Here is a 20423-nt window from a genome sequence, read left to right as displayed (position 1 = left end):
CATCAGCGCATATTTTTATAAAAACACGATCCGAAACGTTCAGAAGCGCCTTCACCTCCTTTCATCAATCTTTTCTGCTTTTATCATTGGCAGGTTGTCATATATACTGGTGGTATATGAATGCGCTTACTTATCTTAATTTGCAAAGGAAGAAGCACATGAATGAAATGATAGAAGATAAATATGTCATTGGAGAACAACAATTCTCCATTCATCACATCTATCGTACCGGTTTCACGGTTATGCCCCGGCCTCATGTCCACGAGAACTATGAGCTGTACCTCTTACTGCGAGGCGAACGCATCTATTTTATGAATGGCAAGGTATACACCGCTCGCAAGGGGGATCTGATATTCATCCTTCCTCATGACTTGCACTCTACCGCCAGCACACAATTGCAGGAAACGGAGCGCATTTTGATTCATTTTTCTCCGACATTTCTCCCACAGCAGGATCATGACATTCTTGACCTGCCGCCGTATCAGCAATCCGCGTTGCTTCGCTTACCTGCGAGAGAGCAAGTGGAGGTTGAACGTTTATTCCTACAGATGAATACCGAATGCAGGAATAAGCAGCCTCTGCATGACCGTTGCGTACAGCATTTACTGCTGGAAATGCTTATCCTGGTACACCGATCGGAGACAATCGAGCGTAGTGAACCTGTTTCCTCTCATCCCATGCATCAGAAAATCACGGAGATTTCTTCTTTTATTCAGGATCATTACAATGAACCGTTAACTCTCGAACAAGTGGCCGCATGCTTCTTCATTAGTCCAGCTTACCTAAGCCGTATCTTTCTAAAGTTGACTGGTTTTCATTTCAGCGAATACATCCGCGTAGTGAGGGTCAGGGCGGCCCAAACAAGACTTCGAACCACCAAAGACAAAATCCAGCATATTGCAGAGGATGTCGGGTTCGGTCATGCTTCCCACTTTAATAAAATCTTCAAAAAAATAACTGGGCTCTCCCCTCTTCAGTACCGCAAGCAGGTTCGGTAGATATACAGTGTAAAGAATTAGACGCCGATTTTATACCTCCGCTCTTGTCTTGTTTTTCCATTTTTATATCCACTTGCTCTTTCATGGAACTAAAGACAAGCCGCTTTGGAATAAGTAAAATGCACAAAAAAAACCATACTTCGCTGCAATGCATGCAACGAAGTATGGCTATTCCATAGTCATTTTACATCTTTAAAATTATATAAATTACTCTTTCTATGACCTTTATCGCAATGCTTTAATATCCTGAATCAGCATTGCAACATTTTCTTTCTTTGTAGCCCAACTGGTACAGAATCGAACAGCACTATGTGCGTCATCAACCTTTTCCCAAAAGGAGTAAGTATATTTTTCACTCAATGTCTTTAGTATACGATCTGGCAAAATCGGAAACTGCTGATTGGTTGTAGAACGGTATTGAAAAGAAAAACCTTGCTCAGATAATCCGTTTTGAAGCAGCATTGCCATATCTATAGCGTGTTTGGAAATTTCAACGTATAAACCGTCTTCAAACAAAGTTTCGAATTGAATGCCCAACATTCTTCCCTTAGCCAGCAGTCCTCCTTTTTGCTTGATCATATATCGAAAATCTTTTTTCAATGTATCATTTAGAATGACTACTGCTTCTCCCATCAAGGCTCCAATTTTGGTCCCGCCAATATAAAATACATCGCATAGCTTTGCTATATCTGCTAAAGATACGTCGCTATCTTCGGCCACCAAGCCATAGCCTAATCGGGCTCCATCTATAAACAGTGGTAAACCACACTCTTGACAGACTCTACTTAGTGCTTCCAGCTCTGATTTGCTATAAATCGTTCCATTTTCAGTAGGTTGGGAAATATAAACCATCCCGGGCTGTACACTATGCTCAGGAGCGGCATCATTCCAGTGAGCGTCATATAGCTCCTTTACCTGCTCGGCCCGAATTTTCCCATCATCACTTGGCAAAGTAAGTACTTTATGCCCAATAGCTTCAATCGCTCCGGTCTCATGTACGGCAATATGTCCAGAAACTGCAGCAACGACGCCTTGATGCGGACGCAGAATAGAAGAAATGACGGTGGTATTGGTCTGTGTACCTCCAACCAAAAAGTGTACATCCGCATTTGGGGAGTCACATGCTTCTTTAATATATGCTCTGGCTTTTTCACAATGATCGTCGACACCATAACCTGGAGTTTGTTCATCATTAGTCTCCAGTAGTCGCTTTAATATGCGCTCATGAGCACCTTCGGTATAGTCGCATTCAAATCGTATCATTCTGTATCCTCTCCAAATTATCCAATTTCTTCTGAATTAACAACATAGAAGCATGTAATTCCTTAATCTCTTCTTCTGAAAGTCCTTGAACTAATTTTAGAATTTGTTCATCAGACCTTTCATTCAGTTGGTTATAGAACTCCTTTCCTTTAGGAGTCAAACGAATCAGATTTGTTCTATTATCCAACGTTGAATTTTCCTTAACAAGAAAGCCCTCTTTGCAAAATTTAGCAATGATCCTACTCATATAGCTGCGATCAATTTTAAGAGATTCGACTAGAGTATTCGCAATACATGGCTCGATCAACCCGATCTCTATAATGACACGGGCCTCAGTAAAGGAATATCCGCTATCCAGCACATGTCTATCTAAAACACCCAGTATATTCGTATAGAATCGATTAAAACGCCTCATATCCGCTATGATATTAGCATCTATATTGATCATAACTCCCCCTATTTAGTGGACTTTTGCAACAATTATAGTAATGATTTTTGTGGACTCTGTCAATGAAATAATAATCAATATCGACAAAAGAAAAAATCGTACATTAAGACACTTGTCTAATGTACGATTTCATATATTTACCTACAAGGTCAATGAGCTATCGCTATTTATAGCCTTTTCCTTCTTATGCTTCCGTTTCAGCTTCAGATGAGCTACGACCATATACAGCGTCGGAACTACAAACAATGTTAAAATAGTTGAAAAAATCAGTCCGAAAATAATGGTCGTTGCTAACGGTTTGAACAAGATCTCGCCTATTGTGGCAATAGGGATCATACCCACAATCGCAGTTAGCGAAGTAAGCAAGATCGGACGGAAACGGGCAGAGCATGCCATTAGAATGGCGTCTGTTAAATCAGCGCCTTCACGCCGCGCATCTTCAATAAACTCTATCAGCACGATACCGTTACGCACGACGATACCAGCAAGTGAAATGATACCCATAATACTCATGAATCCAATTGGCATCCCTGAAATAAAACTTCCAAGGATTCCCCCTGCCGCTGCCAGATAAACAGTGGTCATAATAATGAGCGGTGTGGAAACCGAGTAAAACTGCATGGTGATTAAGAGGAGAATAAGAAAAATAACAATCACAGCTAATTTGCCCAAATCCTTAAACATATCAGACTGCGCGGATGTTTCCCCTCCCATCTCCCAGGTGTAGTCTGGTTCAAACTGGGTATTTGTAAGTTTGCTACGGATATCATTAGTGAGTTCTGTAGCTGTACGCCCATTTCCATTGGCTGAGATCGTTACCGTCCGTTCCAGATCATAGCGATGGATTTGTTGGATGGAAAAGTCCGGTTTCATCGTGGCTAATTGGGATAAGGGGATTTGCTCCCTTGCCGCATTGTTCACACTTAATTGTTGGAATAATACCTCAGGATCATGGTTTGGTTTGTTCATGTATATATTGACATCAAGCAATTCCTTACCCGTATCAAAATCCGTTACGTTCACACCGTCACCCATTAATAGCAAAGTACGCGTTAAATCGGAATAGCTAACCTGATATTTATCCAAGGCTTGCTGATTAATTTGGAAATTCAGATTATAGCTTTGCATACCCATATTATCGGTCACATCTACAGCTCCGGGGGTTCCCGCAACAACTTCTTTGACTTTAGTTGTCATGTTTTGCAGCTTATCAATGTCTTCTCCTTTTATACGGATAGACACCGCACTGCCGACCGGAATACCTAATTGGGGAACACGAATGCTGATTAATGCAGATGGATATTTAGCTTGTAGCGTATGGGTCCAGTTATCCACTGTTTTTTTGAGATCAAATAGCCCCTCTTTTCCAACGACAGCAATTTGGCCATTTACCGCTCCCCCAGAGCCGTGACCACCTGCAACATCGCTGTACAGCTGAGGCGCTCCTCCACCTGCCGTTGCCGCCAGCCGCTCTGTTTCTGGCTGTTTTTTGACCCACATGCCAATCTCGTTAATAACCTGATTGGTTGCCTGCAACGATGTTCCTTCTGGCATCGTTACACTGATCGTGGCATCCGCTTGATCGGAATCCGGAAATAATTCAATAGGAACAACAGCAAGTAGTCCATAAGCTGCTGTACCCATCATAAGACCAATAAGCGCTGTTAAAAGTGGACGTCGCAGTATTCTTGGCATCCAGTTTTTAGAGTACACATTGGATAGAGACTGGATTTGATTCCCCAGAAGTCCAGGTGGCTTAACTGTCCTATTATTCTCTTTTCCTTTACGACGTTGATCATACCATTGACGGAAAATAGGAATGATCGTTAATGACATAATCATGGAAGCCAGCATCGTTAACGAAATAACGGTAGGTATCGGTTTAATAAAGTCACCAATGGTGCCCGGCAGGAATAAAAGCGGGGCAAATGCTGCAACCGTAGCTAGTGTAGCTGTAATGATTGATAAGGATACCTCTTTCGTCCCTTTAATGGCTGCCTCCGTAGCATCTTCCCCAAATTCAGTGCGTCGGCGTTCAATATTGTCATTGACCACGACGGCATCATCAACCAATATCCCTAGCACGATGATTAATCCGATGACTGAAATTTGATTCAGCGTGATTCCTGTTGTAGGCAAGAAAATAAAGCCGATGGCGATGGAAACAGGAATGGCCAAGGCCACAAATGCAGAAGTCAGCAAATTTAAACCTAATGTACATATAACAATGACCGATATAATAGCGATGATCATCTCTTTGGTCAGGTTTCCAAACATTTCATCTACTCGATCATTTTGCGCAAAAAGCAGCTCAAAATGTACATTCTTCGGCAAACTGCTCACAAGTTCATTGATTTTGGCTGTAGTCGCTTTAGATACCGTTGGCACGTCTGTGCCTGTATCTCCACTCACACTGATCGAAATAGCAGGCTTGTTATTCACATACGTATAACTAGCTGCTTTTTTAAAAACAAGTGAGGCTGTCCCTACATCTTTCAGAGATATCGGGAATCCATCGTCATTACTTGAAATCTGGACGTTATTTAGAATGGATGGATCGGTAGAGGCATTTACCGTCAGCTGATAAGTACGCTCATTGAAATCCATACTACCTGTAGGAACTCTTTCATTCTCATTTTTGATTGCTTGAACAACCTGCTCCCAGGAGATGTTATATTGTTGCATCTTTTGTGTGTCTAAACTGATTCGTACTTCTTGATCTGGTATTCCTTGAATATTAACTTGCGAAACACCTGAGACCGTTTTTAATTGATCTTTCCATTTGTTCATCAATTCATTCAACGAGTATAAATTCTCAATTTTATCAGAAGTAATCGCATATGAACCAATGAAAGAGCTTGTCATGCTATCATTGATAACCGGCTGCATCGCATCAACTGGAAGCTCGGACTGTGCATCCTGTACCTTTGTACGAAGATCAGCCCATACCTTTGTCGGGTCTGCATCTTCAAAAGCTTCTACAGTTATACTGGATTGGCCTTTAGATGAAGTGGAAGAAATCGTTTTGACACCTTGTACGGCTTTAATTTTCTGTTCCATGACCTTAGTAATGGTTTGCTCGATTCTTTCGGGTGAGGCGCCCGGATAGATGGTTGTAACACTGGCTGACAAGGGAATAACATCGGGCTGCTCTTGTTTAGGTAACGATGTAAAATTGTAGAGCCCTAGCACAATGCACATGCCAAAGAAAATGAGTGTAATTTTTTGTTTTTTAACGATATATTTAATCATTCGGACGACTCCTCCGATTTCTCAAGTACGTCATTCCCAATTAAATCACCATTAAATAAGGTTCCTGCTCCTTGTGTAACGATTTGATCGCCTGCCTGTAATCCAGAGACCACTTCGAGCTGATTATTAGTCACTTTCCCCAGTTTAATCGGTGTTTTGACGGCTTTTCCGTTTACTGCTTTAAAGACATAAGGGTCATTTCCCGTACTAATTACGGCCTCTACGGGCACTAAAAGCGCTTCGTTTTGATTCATGCTTTTAGATGCGCTTATGACTTGACCAGGTTTCCAATTCAGTTCGGGATTGGGAATGCTAACTTCCACATTGATGCTTCCCGTTTTGGAATTAGTCGATGGATAGATCTGAGTAACGGTCCCTGTTCTAATTTCATCGTAGAGAGATATATTTACTTTTTGGTTTTTCTCCCACGATAAGATTTCACTGTCCGGTACGGGGAGGAGTACTTTTAAAGTCTTGATATTTCCGACAACAAATGCCTCACTCCCGCTGGAGCCCAGTTGGCCATCAGATATCTTTTTTTCAATCACAACACCCGTGATCGGGGAAGTTAAAGTAGCTTTTTTCAGTGATAAGGATGACTGTTCATAAGCAGCCAATGCATCTTCATAGGTAGCCTGCGCCTGAGCTTTACTGGCTAGCCCTTGTTGTATAGTAGCCCTAGCCGATTCCAGCCCTGCCCTGGCCTGATCTACGCCGGCCGAAGCTTGGGCACGCTCTTCCTGGGATGCCCCTGCAAGCAAAAGAGACAATTTCTCTTGCGCATCACTTAAGCTTTTTTGTGCGTTTGCTAATTCCAGCTGCGCATTCTCATTTTCCGTTAATGATACTGCACCTGCCTGGAATAGACTTTGGGACCGTGCGTCATCCGCTTTCTTCTTGTTATAATTATTAGTTGCTACAGTAACCGCATTTTGAGACTGTGCAATCTCCTGCTTTTTGGCGCCATTGTTCAATTCCTGCAATTTGGATTGGGCCGCGTTGACCTGGGATTGTGAACTATGAATGCCCGCCTGGGCCGATTGAACAGAAGCCTCCGCTTGGCTTACACCAGCCTTTGCCTTTTCCATGGTTGCCTTTGCCCGATCTAGCTGTAACTGGTAAGCAGATGTATCTAGCTTCGCAAGGACACTCCCTTTTTCTACTGAATCCCCAACTTCGACCATAGTGTTCAATATACGTCCATCCGCTTCAAAGGAAACATTAGCCTCATTACTTGCCTGCAATGTTCCCGCCAAATTAAAATCATTGGCCAAAGGTTTCATTGCAAGTTTCTCAATTTTCACCGGGTGACTGGCTTCTGTTACAGAGTTCTCCGATGCACTGGAGCAACCGGAAGCTACTAAAGCTAATGCAACCCCTGCAATCATTATCCTGATTTCTTTTCTCTTCAACTAATGTCATCCTCTCTGATTCTCTCTTCTAAAGGTGCTATCAGCAACCCGTGGGTCAAGTAAACTTTTTCATCCTTTTTTCATGTTATAACAATGAACAAACAAAAAAATCGTACAAAGGGGCAAGCACCTTATGTACGACTGGGCAAATAAATAACATATTTTCAGTTATTATTTCTAAAGCTGTAAAATACCACGTTCCAACGAAACGGCAACGGCTTCGGATCTGGAATCAACACCAAGCTTGTTATAAATATTCGTTAAATGTGCCTTTACGGTACGCTCGGAAATTCCCATATCAAACGCAATTTCCTTACTTTTAAAACCATGTGCAACAGACTTTAATATGTGTCTTTCCTTATCAGTCAGAACTAAGCTTCTTTCGTGTGATTCTATCTCAGCTTCTCTCTTATTCGTAGCAGCAAATACCCTTGCTGTTATTTCTGGCTGAAGCAGCGTTTCACCCCTTAGCGCAGACTCAATAGTGCGAAATAAGTTTTCTCGACTGGTATCTTTTAGTAAATATCCTTTTGCCCCCAATGAGAGTCCCTTAATCATTAAATCATCTTCGTTATAGGTCGTCAGGATAATGACTGGTGTTTCATTTTGTTTTTCTCTGAGGGCTTTCATGGTTTCCAAACCACTCATTTGTGGCATATATAAATCCAACAATATGACATGCGGCTGAAGTTCTTCGATCAATTTAAGAGCCGTTACACCTTCTCCAGCTTCACCAATCACTTCATAACTGTCATTGGTCTCCAGCACCAGCTTTAATCCTTCTCTAACTACCCAATGATCGTCGACGATTAAAATCTTGTATTTCATGATAGGTCTCCTTTAGTAAGAGGCGCCTCTATTTTTATAGCTGTACCTTCTTGAAATATACTGCTGATATTGATTTTTCCACCCAGCATCCGTACACGTTCATGTATGCCTATTATTCCGTAATGCCCTGTTTGCTTGGCAATAATATCCGTATCAAATCCTTTTCCATCATCGCGAATCTCAATTTCAATCATGCCTTCTTTATCTAAAATATGAATCCATACGGTATTAGCATGTGAATGTTTCGCTACGTTGGTTAAACACTCGCTTATAATAAACAATCCATGTTCGAACAACAGTCTGGGGACGGAAGCTTTAATTTTGATGTTGCGTATTACACGGATGCTCGTAGCCATTGTAAATCGCTGTATTTCTTCCTCCACTGCTTCTGCAAAATCAACTTCCGAGATGGTTTTCGAACGCAGATTATCTATAGCTCGCCTTGAATCAGACAATGTTCTTCGCACTTGTGACATCGATTGTTGGACGATCTCCTGAGCTCTTTGCGTACTCCCTTTTGTCAGATGGGCATCAATGGCTTCAAGTTGCATGATTAGCCCAGCAAGCCCTTGAGCCAGCGTATCATGAAGATCACGGGCCATACGTTGTCGTTCGTTAGCAATTGTAAGTTCTTCGACCTTTTGATGTGCGATTTCAAGTTCTTTAAGAACGTTTTGCGTTCGGATTCGTGCTTTGACTTGTTTGAGAAAAAGAACGGCATAAGCTACTATAACAACTGCAATTAGAAAAAATAGCGGGATGAACAACACAAACTGCCTGCCATCATTATGCCAGACCACAGCTACACAAAAAAGTACATAGGAGATCAAAAATACAAGAATGACCTTAAGCGGCTTGTAATAAATACCTATACTCTGACCCACCAAAATTGGCATTAACCCAACCAGTACAATCGAAAAACTGTCAGGTAGAAGAAATGCACTTGAAAAGATCAATCCCCCTTGCACAACAAAATAAGCCCATGAAAAATATTTTGCAACTCTATGAGCATGCAAGTACAAGAGGATGTGCAATATGATGATTACAGTGAATAAGACACTTTGCAGCAGATTTAGACCACTAGACAAATGTTGAAGAATTACAGACTCACTATAAATTATAAAAATCCATATTATAGTTAATACTTTTGAAATATCTTTCTTCTCAAATTCACCTTCACTTATTTCCGGATCTAGATTTTGAATCTGTTCATTGAATACATCAATCATAATTCCCTCCTACAATTCTGAATTCGGCTTTTCAACTTATTAGAGACAACGCCGCTATGACGACCTGGTCAATTTAGTTTGGACAGAAATCATTTATTATTATTTTACAAAAAAACAAACAGAAAAAAACGTACACATGGGCAATATCATTTGTACGTTTGGGCATTAAATACTATTTGTTCGACTCCAGCCAAATATGTGTCATATAAAAAGCACGCAACAGGTTATCCTGTGCGCGCTTGGTCATTCTCTATTTCTCCTCCAACTCATCCGGTACATCGTATTTATTGATATGTGAAGTTATTGCTGCAACGGCTTCGCTGGCATCCGTCGTGGCCGGTACTTCTCTAACCACATCATCCGTCTGGTCACGAAAATTCAAACGGTCTGCCTCGATTTCCTTCTGTTGATTTGGTTTCATTTTTCATAGCGCTCCTTTCTTATTCCAGTGCCTGATCTCGTTCTGTTAACGTGTATAAAGGTACTTCCCGTTCCTCTTCTGGATTGCTCAGCGCATAAATGCGTGCCGTCTCACGCTGTTCATTCACATGCTGAATATAAATGGGTAGCCCATCGCACAACACATTCGCCATGATGGAAGAGGACGCTATTTCTTGCGCTCTTTGAATATTCACTTAGAAAAAACCTCCCTTGCTAAGTAGAGTTCGCCTTTACTATGCACGAGTTAAATATTTGTTATACACATTTCATGCCAACATGTGTTTCACGATCATGAAAGGATATCATTTGAAAAAATAAATATTATTGTTATTATGGATTAAGAGATTCAGTGAAAACTGCGATCTTAATTGTAGAGAAAAGGAGTAATGATGGATGTTAAACGTATTAATGGTTAACTTTCCGGCAGAAGGACATGTAAACCCCACGCTTGGGATCACGCAAGCCTTTGCAGCACGAGGGGACCAGGTTCATTACATTACAACTGAGAAATACAAGAATAGACTCGAAGCAGTTGGAGCGAAGGTTCACCTGCATCCTGATCTGGTCAGGACTGCTTCCATTGATACCAACACTCCGGCAGGACTGAACGCATTTATGAATATTCATATCCAGACTTCGATGGACATCTTAGCCATCACTCAGGAGCTGTCCGAGCGTATTCAATTTGACTTGGTGTTCTATGATCGATTCGGAGCTGGTGAATTAGTAAGAGATTATTTGAATATTCCAGGCATTTCTTCATCCCCATCTTTTCTCATTTCAAATCATCTGATGGCTGCCAATCTCTTCCGCTCCGACGCTAAAGTACCGTTTCAGCCTGATGAACAAGTCACGTCTTCACTGCATCTCATGAAAGAAAGGTTCGGTGTTGCTCCCAAAGATCTGGTTCAATTTATGAACAATTCAGGAGCTTTGAATGTTGTATATACGAGCAGATATTTTCAACCGAATGGTGAACAATTTGGGGACGAGCATCTTTTTATTGGCCCCAGCTTCCCGGAGCGCAAAGGAGAAAATTCATTCCCGCTGGACAGACTACAGGGTAAAAAGGTTTTATATATTTCGATGGGAACTGTGCTGGACCACACTGAAGACTTTTTTAACACCTGCATTGAGGCTTTTTCCGATTTTGAAGGCATCGTCGTGATTGCAGCTGGCGAGAAAGCTGACTTTACCAAAATTAACCCGGCCCCTGAGCACTTTATCATCTCGTCTTATGTTCCTCAATTGGAGGTATTACGTCATTCAGATGTATTTATTACTCATGGTGGAATGAACAGTGTGAATGAAGGAATTCACTTTAATGTACCCTTGGTCGTGCTGCCTCAGGACAAGGATCAGCCCATGGTCGCGCAGCGGTTAACGGAACTTCAAGCGGGCTATCGAATAACTAAGGATCAAATCAATACACAAACGTTAAGAGATGCCGTACATGAGGTAGTGTCAAACGCAGCGTATAAAGAGGGCGTACAAAAAATAAATGACAGCTTCCAGCAATCCGGCGGTACAAAAGAAGCTCTCGCAAAAATTGATGCTTATCTTGATGCTTATCTGCAACATAAGCGCGCCTAAAATCACACGAGCAAAATGGCCACAAAAAAACAGGAATCTGACCATCCACGGTCAGGTTCCTGTTTGTATGCGATTCTATGCGAGGATATCCCACTTCTGGAACGAGGCAATCGTACAGTTTCCGTTCGCAAATGCACGAATACCTGTTGATTCCATTCCGGGATACACTCTTCCTGTGAGAACGTATTCGCCGTCGCCGATGAATATCTCCACAGAGCTTTTATCGACGAAAATCCGAAGCTCCAGGCGCCCCTCTTGTAATTCCAAGGGCACTCTTCTCTCTCCGCCCGGGCCTATACCGGCACGTTCTCGGTTGAAACGGAACAGACCGTCATCGGGACGGTACGACAGTACAGTCTCCTCTTCGCTACCCACCCGCAGTTTCAAACCGAATTCATCGGTGTTACTGGACTCAAACTCAAATACGACCTTCAGTTCGTAGCTATCTCCGCGCGTGTCCATAATCTGCTCACCTGTCAGTAAGATATCTCGCTGCTCGAACAGATTGCATCGGTAATTCTTTACCTCTTCAAGTGGACGGAACAGCAGCCTGGCGCCGTCGATCACCGCTTCCCGCGGAAGACTCATCGCACCAGCCCAATGGTGCCCCTCCTGAGTCGGCATCTCCGACTCCCACATATCCATCCATCCGATAACGATACGCCGCCCTTTATCATCCAAGGTTGACTGTGGGGCATAGAAATCGAATCCGTGATCCACCTGAGCATACCGCTCTGCCGTAAATGTTCCGGCAGCGGAATTGAAATCACCTATACCGTACATGGTTGAATGCAGATTGCGGTAAGCCTCTCCCTGTGCAGGCATGCGCTGCGGGGATAGCATAAATACGTGCCGACCACCGAGCGGGAACAGATCTGGACACTCCCAATTATCGCCAAAGCGTCCGTCACTCACGGCTAGTACATTGACATACGTCCAGCTTTTCAGGTCTTCAGAACGGTAAAGCAGTACAAGTCCGTTCCCTTTGGCATCATTAGAACCGAGAACGGCGTAATATTGATCTTCGTGCCTGAACACCTTAGGGTCACGGAAGTCTTTACGGCTGATCGTGTCCGGTATAGCGTCATAACCGATAACTGGGTTGCCCTCCCACTTTTCGAACGTTATTCCGTCTTCTGATACTGCAATTCCCTGCGACTGCTTGTAATCCTGATCTTTGTCAGGCCCGGTTACAACATGTCCGGTATACATCAGGACAAGCTTTCCGTCCTGCTCAATCGCACTGCCAGAGAAGCAACCATCCTGGTCGAACTCACCGTCCGGTGCCAAAGCGATCGGTAGATAATCCCACTTCATAAGATCGCGGCTGACTGCATGTCCCCAGTGCATCGGTCCCCATACTGATTTATACGGGTAATGTTGATAGAACAAGTGATATTGCCCGTTATATTGAATGAAGCCGTTCGGATCATTCATCCAACCCAATTCAGCCATTAAATGGTAGTGCAGCCGATAATCTGGCCGAAGCATATGCTTCGATTGGGAAATAAATTGATCTGCACGCTCTCTCGTATACGTTCTAGTCTGTTTGATAAAGCATCCTCCCCCTGCAGTTATTTAATCGAGCCTTGCATAACACCCTGAATAATATACTTCTGGGCGAACAGATAGATGATAATGATCGGAAATATCGTCAGTACCAAACTTGCCATCAATGGACCATAATCCACTGTATAGGTTCCATAAAAGTTGTACGTGGACAACGGAAGTGTCCTTTGCTCCGGATCGACCAGAATAAGGGACGGCAACAGAAAATCATTCCAGATCCACAGTACATTGAGAATGGAAATGGTGGCAGTCGTGGGCATCAGTACCGGAAACACAATCCGGAAGAATGTCTGAAACCGCGTGCAGCCGTCAATTAGCGCCGCTTCCTCCAGTTCCTTTGGAATACTCTTTACAAAACCATGATAAATGAAGACGGCCAGCGAGCTGCCAAAACCGATATACATGTAAATCAGCGACCACTTGCTGTTCAGTAGATCAAGTGATCCGTAGATTTTCACCAATGGAATCATGATAGCCTGGAATGGAATGATCATGGATGCAACCATCAGCATAAATGTATATTGGTTGAACTTGGTGTTGTTTCTGACAAAATAATGGGCCGTCATCGCCGCGAACAGTGAAATAAACAGAACACTTAACACCGTTATGACCAATGAGTTGGTGAAGGCAGCGATGTAATTCATTTTATCGAATGCGTTCATATAATTGACCATACTGAAGCTCTCTGGAAGCGATAACGGATTTGAGGTGATGGCCATGTTTTCCTTGAACGAATTGATCAGCAAAAAGACGAAAGGTACGATGAACAATATGAGTATGACTGTCAGCACAATGAATTTGATCACGGAGGAAGCAATTCTTTTTCTTGTCATTACGCCTCCACCTCCAACTTCTTGCTAAAATAAACCTGAAGCAGAGTGATGAGAGCAACCATCAGGAACAACACGAATGCTTCTGCCTGCCCCACACCATAATCACGGGAAAGGAATGCCTTTTCATACACATGCATCGACACCATTTGAGTACTGCTGAACGGCCCACCTTTCGTGAGCGCAAGGTTCACGTCATAGACCATAAATCCGCGCTGCAGGGACAAGAATATACATACGATGAAAGAAGGAACCATCAAGGGCAGCACCATTTTCCGCAGTCTGGTCCAGCTGTTTGCCCCATCAATGCTTGCGGCCTCCATAATATCATTCGGGACACCAGTCAACCCTGCGATGTAAATGACCATCATGTAACCCGCGTTCTGCCACACGGTTACAATCACGAGTGCCCAGAACGCTTTGTCGGGATCAGCCAGCCAAGTCGTGCTGAGCGACTGTATGCTGGCATGTTGTCCCAAATAGACAAGCACGTTGTTGAATATAAACTGCCATATAAAACCGAGTACAATGCCGCCGACAAGGTTGGGCAGGAAAAAACCCGCCCGGAAAATACTCTGTCCTTTTAACCCTTTTGTCAGCACATAAGCCAGCATAAAAGCGATCACATTGATAAGAACAACGGTATAAAACACATACTTGAGCGTCAAGCTGAACGATTTCCAAAACTCAATATCTCTAAAAACAGCCAGATAGTTTTGGACGCCAACCAGCGATAGTGTGGTGGAAATACCATCCCAGTTTGTGAACGTCAGATAGATGCCGTACAAAAATGGAATGATCATTACCGTTATGAAGGCAAACAAGGTTGGTCCGGTAAACAGCAGCCGCGTACGCAGCCGATTCCATACTCCTTTTTCCGCAATCATGATGCCCCCCCTCTCTTTGTCCCTGATTTCTCTCTCTATTCCGGGTAATTTGAAAACAACCTTATTTTGCGGTCTTCCAGTAGTTTTCGATTTCTTTAACCAGTGTTGCACGATCGCCCTGTTTCGCCAGATACTTTTGCATAGAAGATCCTGTCTTAGACCAGTGGTCGGCAGGCAGCATACTCATCGACTGCTCTGACTTGCCTTTTGCGATATAATCCTGGATGGACTTGCCAAGCGGGTCGGCCGCAGACAGTGTAATATTTTTGAACGCCGGGATGATGTTTGCTTGGTTCACGAGGAAATCCTGGCCTTTCTCTTCATAGACGATCCAGTTCAGGAACTTCTTCGCCGCCTCTTGCTGTTCTGGAGTAGCCTTCTCCTTGTCAATAACAATGCGCTTGGATACAGCAGACGAAATCTCCTGATTGCCGTAGTCATCGGCATTGTTGCTGATGGGTACAGGCAGAAAACCATATTCTTTGTTAGCGGTATCAAAACTGTTGATTTGCGGCCATGCCCAGTTGCCCATGAACCAAATGCCAACTTCACCTTTGCCGAGCAGTTCCGGTCCGCGTTCATAAGTTCCTGCTAGCGGAGAAGCCTGATCGATATTGTATTTCATCATGACGTCGAATGTATCCATAAGTCCGTTAAATACAGGATTATTAGCCAAGTCCGCCTGGCCCGCTTTTAGTGACGCCATGAATTTGTCCACTTCAGCCATGTCTTTGTTCTGGCCTGCATAAGCAAGAGGCAAATAATGAGCGCCCAGGGACCAGTCCATTGATGAAATCACCAGTGCTTTCTTTCCGGATGTCTCTATTTGCTGAAACAGTTTTTCAAGGTCATTTCGGGTTTTAATTGTGGTGGGATCAAAGCTTCCGCCTACCGCTTTATCTACAACGGCTTTGTTGTAAATGAATCCGTAGCCTTCAACAGCCAGTGGAAACGCGTAATTTTTACCATCAAATGTCGTAGCATTGGTAGCGCTTTCAACAGTGTCCGCATTCCACTTTTCCCCGCTTAGATCGAGGATACGGTCCTTAAATTTCTCAACATCACCTGTATCTAGCATGATCATGGTCGGCGGGTTTCCTGATGCATACAAGGCAGAGGCACGCTCAAAAGGAGATCCACCAGTCGGAACCGGCTGGATTTCAACTGTAATGCCCGGATTGTCTTTCTGGAACGCCTTCGCGGCTTCCTCCAGCTGTGGAAGGATTTCGCCTTTGGAGTTCAAAAGCGTAATTTTCACATTTTTCGAATCCCCTGATCCCCCTCCAGAAGCCGAATTACCTTCTCCTCCGGAGCCACTGCATGCAGACACCACCATAACCAAAAGAAGCAGCATTACCATCCATTGAACTCTTTTGAATTTCCTCATTGTTGTCATCCCCTTATTTATATAATGGCTCTGAATACTTAAATAAAACGCTTACAAACGGATTATATGTCAAGGTTTTAACTTGTGTCAATCGTTTGACATGTTAAATTTTTAACATGTACTAAAAAAAATCTGTTCCCCTTGTTAGAGGAACAGATTTTCATTCAGGTCGTTGCACGCTCAATTAGTTCAACAGGCAGCAGATTGACAGGTTGTACCTGCTCCCCTTCCGCCTGCCTGCGGATCAGCTCGACCGCCAGTCTGCCGATGTCTGCAATCGGCTGTCTTACCGATGTAAGTTCCGGCGTCAGCCAGGAAGCAACGCTTACATCATCGAAGCCTACAATGCGTACATTCTCTGGCACATGCCTTCCAGCGCGAATATATTCTTTCAGCGCAAAAGCCGCAATAATATCACTTGTTGCGAACACTCCATCAACATCGGGATGTTCATGAACGAGTTTTGAAATGATTCGCTCGTACTCCTTCTGGTCGAACACATTCAAGTCTGTTTGAACGATCACATGCTGGACATTATGCTTGTCCACAACATCTCGGAATGCTTTGGTCCGTTCATTGGACAGCATGTTCAGCTCCAGATTTCCGCATATATGCGCAATTTTCTGGCAGCCTTTGCTGATGAGCAGCTCCGTAGCCAGCTCGCCTCCGCGATAATTATCCGAGGATATGTAAGGAATACACGGGTCAATCTGTCTATCAAATGTCACAATCGGTGAATTCAAATGTCGGTACTCTTCTACTTCTAATGTATGGCTACCCATAATGATGCCATCCACCCGGTTCCGCTTCAACATATCGATATACACTTTTTCCTTCACGGGATCCATATGGGAATTGCACAGCAGGACCTTGCAGTTTTGCTGATAGGCATAGAACTCAACCTGATTGGCAAGCTCACTGAAGAAAGGATGCGAGACATCGGGAATAATCAGGCCAATAATATTAGACTGCTTACGCAATAGGGATCGTGCTATTTCATTCGGTTGATAATTAAGTTCCTCCATTGCGTCGAACACTTTTTTGCGTGTAGTTTCGCTAATATATCCCCGGTTGTTCATTACACGGGATACTGTTGTGACCGACACGCCCGCTTTTAATGCTACATCATGAATTGTCGCCATATTAACCTCTTCCCGCACAAAATAAATACATACAAACTATACTCTCTCCTCATCATTTCAACAACCTTACATAACGGAAGCCTAAAAATGGACGTAAATGTTAGGTGACTGAACTTTGCGAATCCCAAATTAGAGGTTACAGCAAGTTCTACTAACTTCATAAACTGATCATCATACATAATTCGCGAAGAGCTTTCTTCTTCCATTTGTTCACCGCCTGCTGAGTGATTTTGAGTTCTCATTTCTATAAAATAATACAACAGCCTATCCAATTGGATAGGCTGTCGGTAGCTGAAAGTATTAACATCATTCTGATTGTGCGTCAGTCGGTGCATTAATGTATGTATCTGTAAGCACATCAGTCGGTGCATCCGCAGGCACATTATCCGTTGCTGATTCACTGTTCTGGAGTAGTGCTCTCGGATAGGCCTGTGCACGCTCATAGTACCAGTTAAACAAGAAGCGGGCCATCGCCTGACGTCGGGTATCGCCATCCCACTTTAACCCTGCTGTTGGGTCCGCAAATGAACTCCTTGCTCCAGATTCCAGCAGAAAGCCATTCATGTGTGCGGTCATGCTGACATTACCGGCTGCTGTAAAAATGGACTTCGTGTTTTTCCCAAATCCATCATTAGAGCCGTTAAACAAATTCCAGTACTCTGAATCGCCGGGTTGTGTTTTGAACCAGGTAAATTCTGTAACATTTATTGGATAGGCTTGAGCTGCCGCCTTAATGTTGGAATCCCATTGCGATTGCAGCTTGTCCTTGTTATCATAAGCTCCGTAGCCTGGATACCAGTGGACAGCATAGCCGTAGTTGTTCAAGGGGTCTGTCAGCGGGTGTTTTGCCACCGGGCTGTAAAATTGGTTGTATCCAAGTCCTACAGCCCAGATGACATTATCCGCTCCTTTACTTCGAATCGTGGAAATGATAGAGTTCTGGAATCTTCTCAGATCATTCCAATGGTCAAGAAAATCATTCTCGCCGGGATAGCCTCCCCAATGCCCATTCGCATACGACTTAATTGGCTCGTTGATCAGTTCAAACATGACGTTATCCGCGCTATTAATAGCCGGCTGCGAGGCAAGATACCCCCAGATTTGATTAAATTTGTCCAAATTGGATTGTGTTGTACCCTGGTCGTTAGCCAAAGTGAAATCAAGACCAAGAGTAACATAAACGCCCTTTGTTTTCGCATAATTGATGTATGGAATAATCACATTTTGTGTAACTGCCTGTAAACCGGCGAAGTTGTATGACCCTGCGGCCACATCTCCCATATCCTGGCGGTCAATAAACAATCGGACCTGATTCATATACCAACCGTGGTTGCTTCCATACTTCGGTCTGGTGTCTGTAAAGGTGTCGGTGATATCCTTCAAATAAGCCAAAATTGCTGCATGACGATTGTTACCATTCAATTTGAGATAATAATTACTGTTTTGATAGGTCCAGTATGCTCCCGACGGCTGATGCCAGCCACTCAAAACAACAGGTTTTCCGCTGCTGTTCACCAATTGATTGCCCCTGACATGGAGCTCTCCCATGGGCATACCTGACCATGCATCTATATGTTGGTCAAACACCGGTTTTAAAGGCAATATGAATACAAGTATCAGAACTATTTTACATACCATACCTAATTTTTTCAAAGAAAGGCCTCCTCCTCAAAAATTAATTGACTATTATGCCAAAAGAATAAAATGGTATAAACATGTAGTGGCACCGCTTCCTGAGTCTATCCTATTGCAAAATCATCACCTCCCTTAATGGAAAATTATAACGTTTATTTGTATTTCTTGCATCTAATTGTATAACTTACATTTCCAAACCACAACTTGATAAAATTTAGTTTTTTTTGAGATTATTTTTCAAGAGTTAAGTTTGCTATAGTCTACGCCTCAATTTCAAGCTACAATGAAGATACCAAATATGGAAGTCTTTTATATTTTTCCGATAAGCCGGCCAATACTTGAAATAATGTATCATTGCCAGCCGTTTCTTTCATGTTTGGTCAATCTTTTATGGAGGTGTAAAATGAAGAAGAAATCTTGGTTCACTTTAATGGTCACGGGTATTGTCTCTCTGTTTTTTTCGGTAAGCGTTTATGCAGGGAATGTTTTTTGGGAACCACTTAATGGTTTCAATTCTGGTGCATGGCAAAAGGCGGATGGATATTCCAATGGGAACATGTTTAATTGCACTTGGCGTGCCAATAATGTCAATTTTACGAACGATGGCAAAATGAAGCTTGGCTTAACAAGTTCTGCGTACAATAAATTTGACTGTGGAGAGTATCGATCGACGAACACTTACAGATACGGCTTATACGAGGTCAGCATGAAGCCTGCTAAAAATACTGGGATCGTATCTTCCTTCTTTACGTATACGGGACCTACTGATGGCACGCAATGGGATGAAATAGATATTGAATTTTTAGGCAAAGACACGACAAAAGTGCAATTCAACTATTATACAAACGGGGTCGGTGGTCACGAGAAGATTGTTGATCTGGGCTTTGATGCATCAAGAGGCTTCCACACCTATGCTTTCGATTGGCAGCCAGGGTACATTAAGTGGTATGTTGACGGGGTTTTAAAGCATACGGCAACTACAAACTTACCAAGCACGCCAGGCAAGATTATGATGAATTTATGGAATGGTACTGGCGTTGACGACTGGCTGGGTTCGTATAATGGAGTGAATCCGCTATACGCTGAATATGATTGGGTAAAATACACGAGCAATTAGCCCGTAGTACAAAAGCAGCCCTGTAGGGGCTGTCAGGCTGTCGAGAAACCCCCTGTTTTTTTGCAGGGGGTTTAAAACTGTCTTAGTGGTCTAAAAACTAGGGTCCTCAGATCGTTTTAAATCGATTTTTGTTTTAAAATATGCGTCTCCCCATATAAAAATAGAAGTGTCGAAAAGTCCTCTGGACTTTCTCGACACTCTGGCAGCCCTGTAGGGGCTGTTTTTTTTTGATGATGCATTGAGTCAGCCATGTTCGGCCATGAAGAAAACCACCGGAAATCTATTCAAATCTGGCGATCATCGATGCGCAGCTTGAATATAATCAGGGATTTAATAACTCCTCAGTTTACCCCATACGTTTGTAGGTGATTGGAATTCATCTGCTTCAATTA

The 20423-nt window shown here is 43.1% G+C and carries 17 protein-coding genes; 3 read left to right on the top strand and 14 right to left on the bottom strand.

Translation table 11 applies throughout. The features are described 5' to 3' along the window. The first annotated feature begins 158 nt into the window (after positions 1 to 158). Positions 159 to 998: a helix-turn-helix transcriptional regulator gene (locus tag NLX78_RS13065; RefSeq protein WP_254350627.1), complete on the top strand. Its 840-nt coding sequence runs from the start codon at positions 159 to 161 to the stop codon at positions 996 to 998. Positions 999 to 1223: 225 nt separating this feature from the next. Here the strand turns inward: NLX78_RS13065 and NLX78_RS13060 are convergent, their stop codons facing one another. From NLX78_RS13060 to NLX78_RS13025, 8 genes are all read right to left on the bottom strand, one after another. Continuing rightward, a complete protein-coding gene (locus tag NLX78_RS13060; protein ID WP_250266734.1) occupies positions 1224 to 2261 on the bottom strand; it encodes a threonine aldolase family protein in 1038 nt (345 codons plus the stop codon). Further along, a complete protein-coding gene (locus tag NLX78_RS13055) occupies positions 2248 to 2709 on the bottom strand; it encodes a MarR family winged helix-turn-helix transcriptional regulator (RefSeq protein ID WP_076161044.1) in 462 nt (153 codons plus the stop codon). Before NLX78_RS13055 ends, NLX78_RS13060 begins: the two co-directional genes overlap by 14 nt. Positions 2710 to 2850: 141 nt before the next feature. Then, positions 2851 to 5961, bottom strand: coding sequence for an efflux RND transporter permease subunit (locus NLX78_RS13050; RefSeq protein WP_254350626.1), 3111 nt, complete (start codon positions 5959 to 5961; stop codon positions 2851 to 2853). After that, positions 5958 to 7349, bottom strand: coding sequence for an efflux RND transporter periplasmic adaptor subunit (locus NLX78_RS13045; RefSeq protein WP_367988190.1), 1392 nt, complete (start codon positions 7347 to 7349; stop codon positions 5958 to 5960). The genes NLX78_RS13050 and NLX78_RS13045 overlap by 4 nt, the downstream gene beginning before the upstream one ends. 201 nt (positions 7350 to 7550) lie before the next feature. Next, on the bottom strand, positions 7551 to 8201 hold the full coding sequence (locus NLX78_RS13040) for a response regulator (protein ID WP_250266737.1): 651 nt from the start codon (positions 8199 to 8201) through the stop codon (positions 7551 to 7553). After that, on the bottom strand, positions 8198 to 9430 hold the full coding sequence (locus NLX78_RS13035) for a sensor histidine kinase (protein WP_250266738.1): 1233 nt from the start codon (positions 9428 to 9430) through the stop codon (positions 8198 to 8200). The genes NLX78_RS13040 and NLX78_RS13035 overlap by 4 nt, the downstream gene beginning before the upstream one ends. A 250-nt stretch (positions 9431 to 9680) precedes the next feature. Then, positions 9681 to 9851: a hypothetical protein gene (locus tag NLX78_RS13030; protein ID WP_165179260.1), complete on the bottom strand. Its 171-nt coding sequence runs from the start codon at positions 9849 to 9851 to the stop codon at positions 9681 to 9683. 19 nt (positions 9852 to 9870) lie between these two features. Next, entirely contained in the window at positions 9871 to 10065 is a 195-nt protein-coding gene (locus NLX78_RS13025) for an H-type small acid-soluble spore protein (RefSeq protein ID WP_254350624.1), read from the bottom strand. A 199-nt stretch (positions 10066 to 10264) separates the two neighbouring features. Between NLX78_RS13025 and NLX78_RS13020 the strand changes: the two genes are divergently transcribed. Then, positions 10265 to 11464, top strand: coding sequence for a macrolide family glycosyltransferase (locus NLX78_RS13020; RefSeq protein WP_250266740.1), 1200 nt, complete (start codon positions 10265 to 10267; stop codon positions 11462 to 11464). Positions 11465 to 11539: 75 nt separating this feature from the next. On the opposite strand, the gene NLX78_RS13015 is transcribed toward NLX78_RS13020, so the two are convergent. The 6 genes from NLX78_RS13015 to NLX78_RS12990 all read right to left on the bottom strand — a co-directional run bounded on the left by NLX78_RS13015 (position 11540) and on the right by NLX78_RS12990 (position 18932). Next, positions 11540 to 12955, bottom strand: coding sequence for a glycoside hydrolase family 32 protein (locus NLX78_RS13015; RefSeq protein WP_254350623.1), 1416 nt, complete (start codon positions 12953 to 12955; stop codon positions 11540 to 11542). Positions 12956 to 13038: 83 nt separating this feature from the next. After that, the gene (locus NLX78_RS13010; protein ID WP_023990432.1) at positions 13039 to 13866 is read right to left on the bottom strand and encodes a carbohydrate ABC transporter permease; all 828 of its coding nucleotides are present in this window, start codon (positions 13864 to 13866) and stop codon (positions 13039 to 13041) included. Beyond that, complete coding sequence (locus NLX78_RS13005) at positions 13866 to 14750, bottom strand: carbohydrate ABC transporter permease (protein ID WP_061828966.1); 885 nt, start codon at positions 14748 to 14750, stop codon at positions 13866 to 13868. The genes NLX78_RS13010 and NLX78_RS13005 overlap by 1 nt, the downstream gene beginning before the upstream one ends. A gap of 61 nt (positions 14751 to 14811) precedes the next feature. Further along, positions 14812 to 16137, bottom strand: coding sequence for an ABC transporter substrate-binding protein (locus NLX78_RS13000; protein ID WP_254350622.1), 1326 nt, complete (start codon positions 16135 to 16137; stop codon positions 14812 to 14814). 164 nt (positions 16138 to 16301) lie between these two features. Continuing rightward, positions 16302 to 17279, bottom strand: a complete 978-nt coding sequence (locus NLX78_RS12995) for a LacI family DNA-binding transcriptional regulator (protein ID WP_165179255.1) — start codon at positions 17277 to 17279, stop codon at positions 16302 to 16304. A gap of 306 nt (positions 17280 to 17585) precedes the next feature. Next, positions 17586 to 18932, bottom strand: a complete 1347-nt coding sequence (locus NLX78_RS12990) for a cellulase family glycosylhydrolase (protein WP_254350621.1) — start codon at positions 18930 to 18932, stop codon at positions 17586 to 17588. 385 nt (positions 18933 to 19317) lie between these two features. Here NLX78_RS12990 and bglS point away from each other — a divergent pair, with 385 nt between their 5' ends. Further along, positions 19318 to 20031, top strand: coding sequence for a beta-glucanase (gene bglS / locus NLX78_RS12985; protein WP_414126420.1), 714 nt, complete (start codon positions 19318 to 19320; stop codon positions 20029 to 20031). Positions 20032 to 20423: the final 392 nt, after the last annotated feature.

Origin of the sequence: Paenibacillus sp. Lou8.1, assembly GCF_024213565.1 — a bacterium.
Lineage (GTDB): Bacteria > Bacillota > Bacilli > Paenibacillales > Paenibacillaceae > Paenibacillus > Paenibacillus polymyxa_B.
Note: the sequence above shows the minus strand (reverse complement) of the source record. Positions and strands in the feature narration are given on the sequence as shown.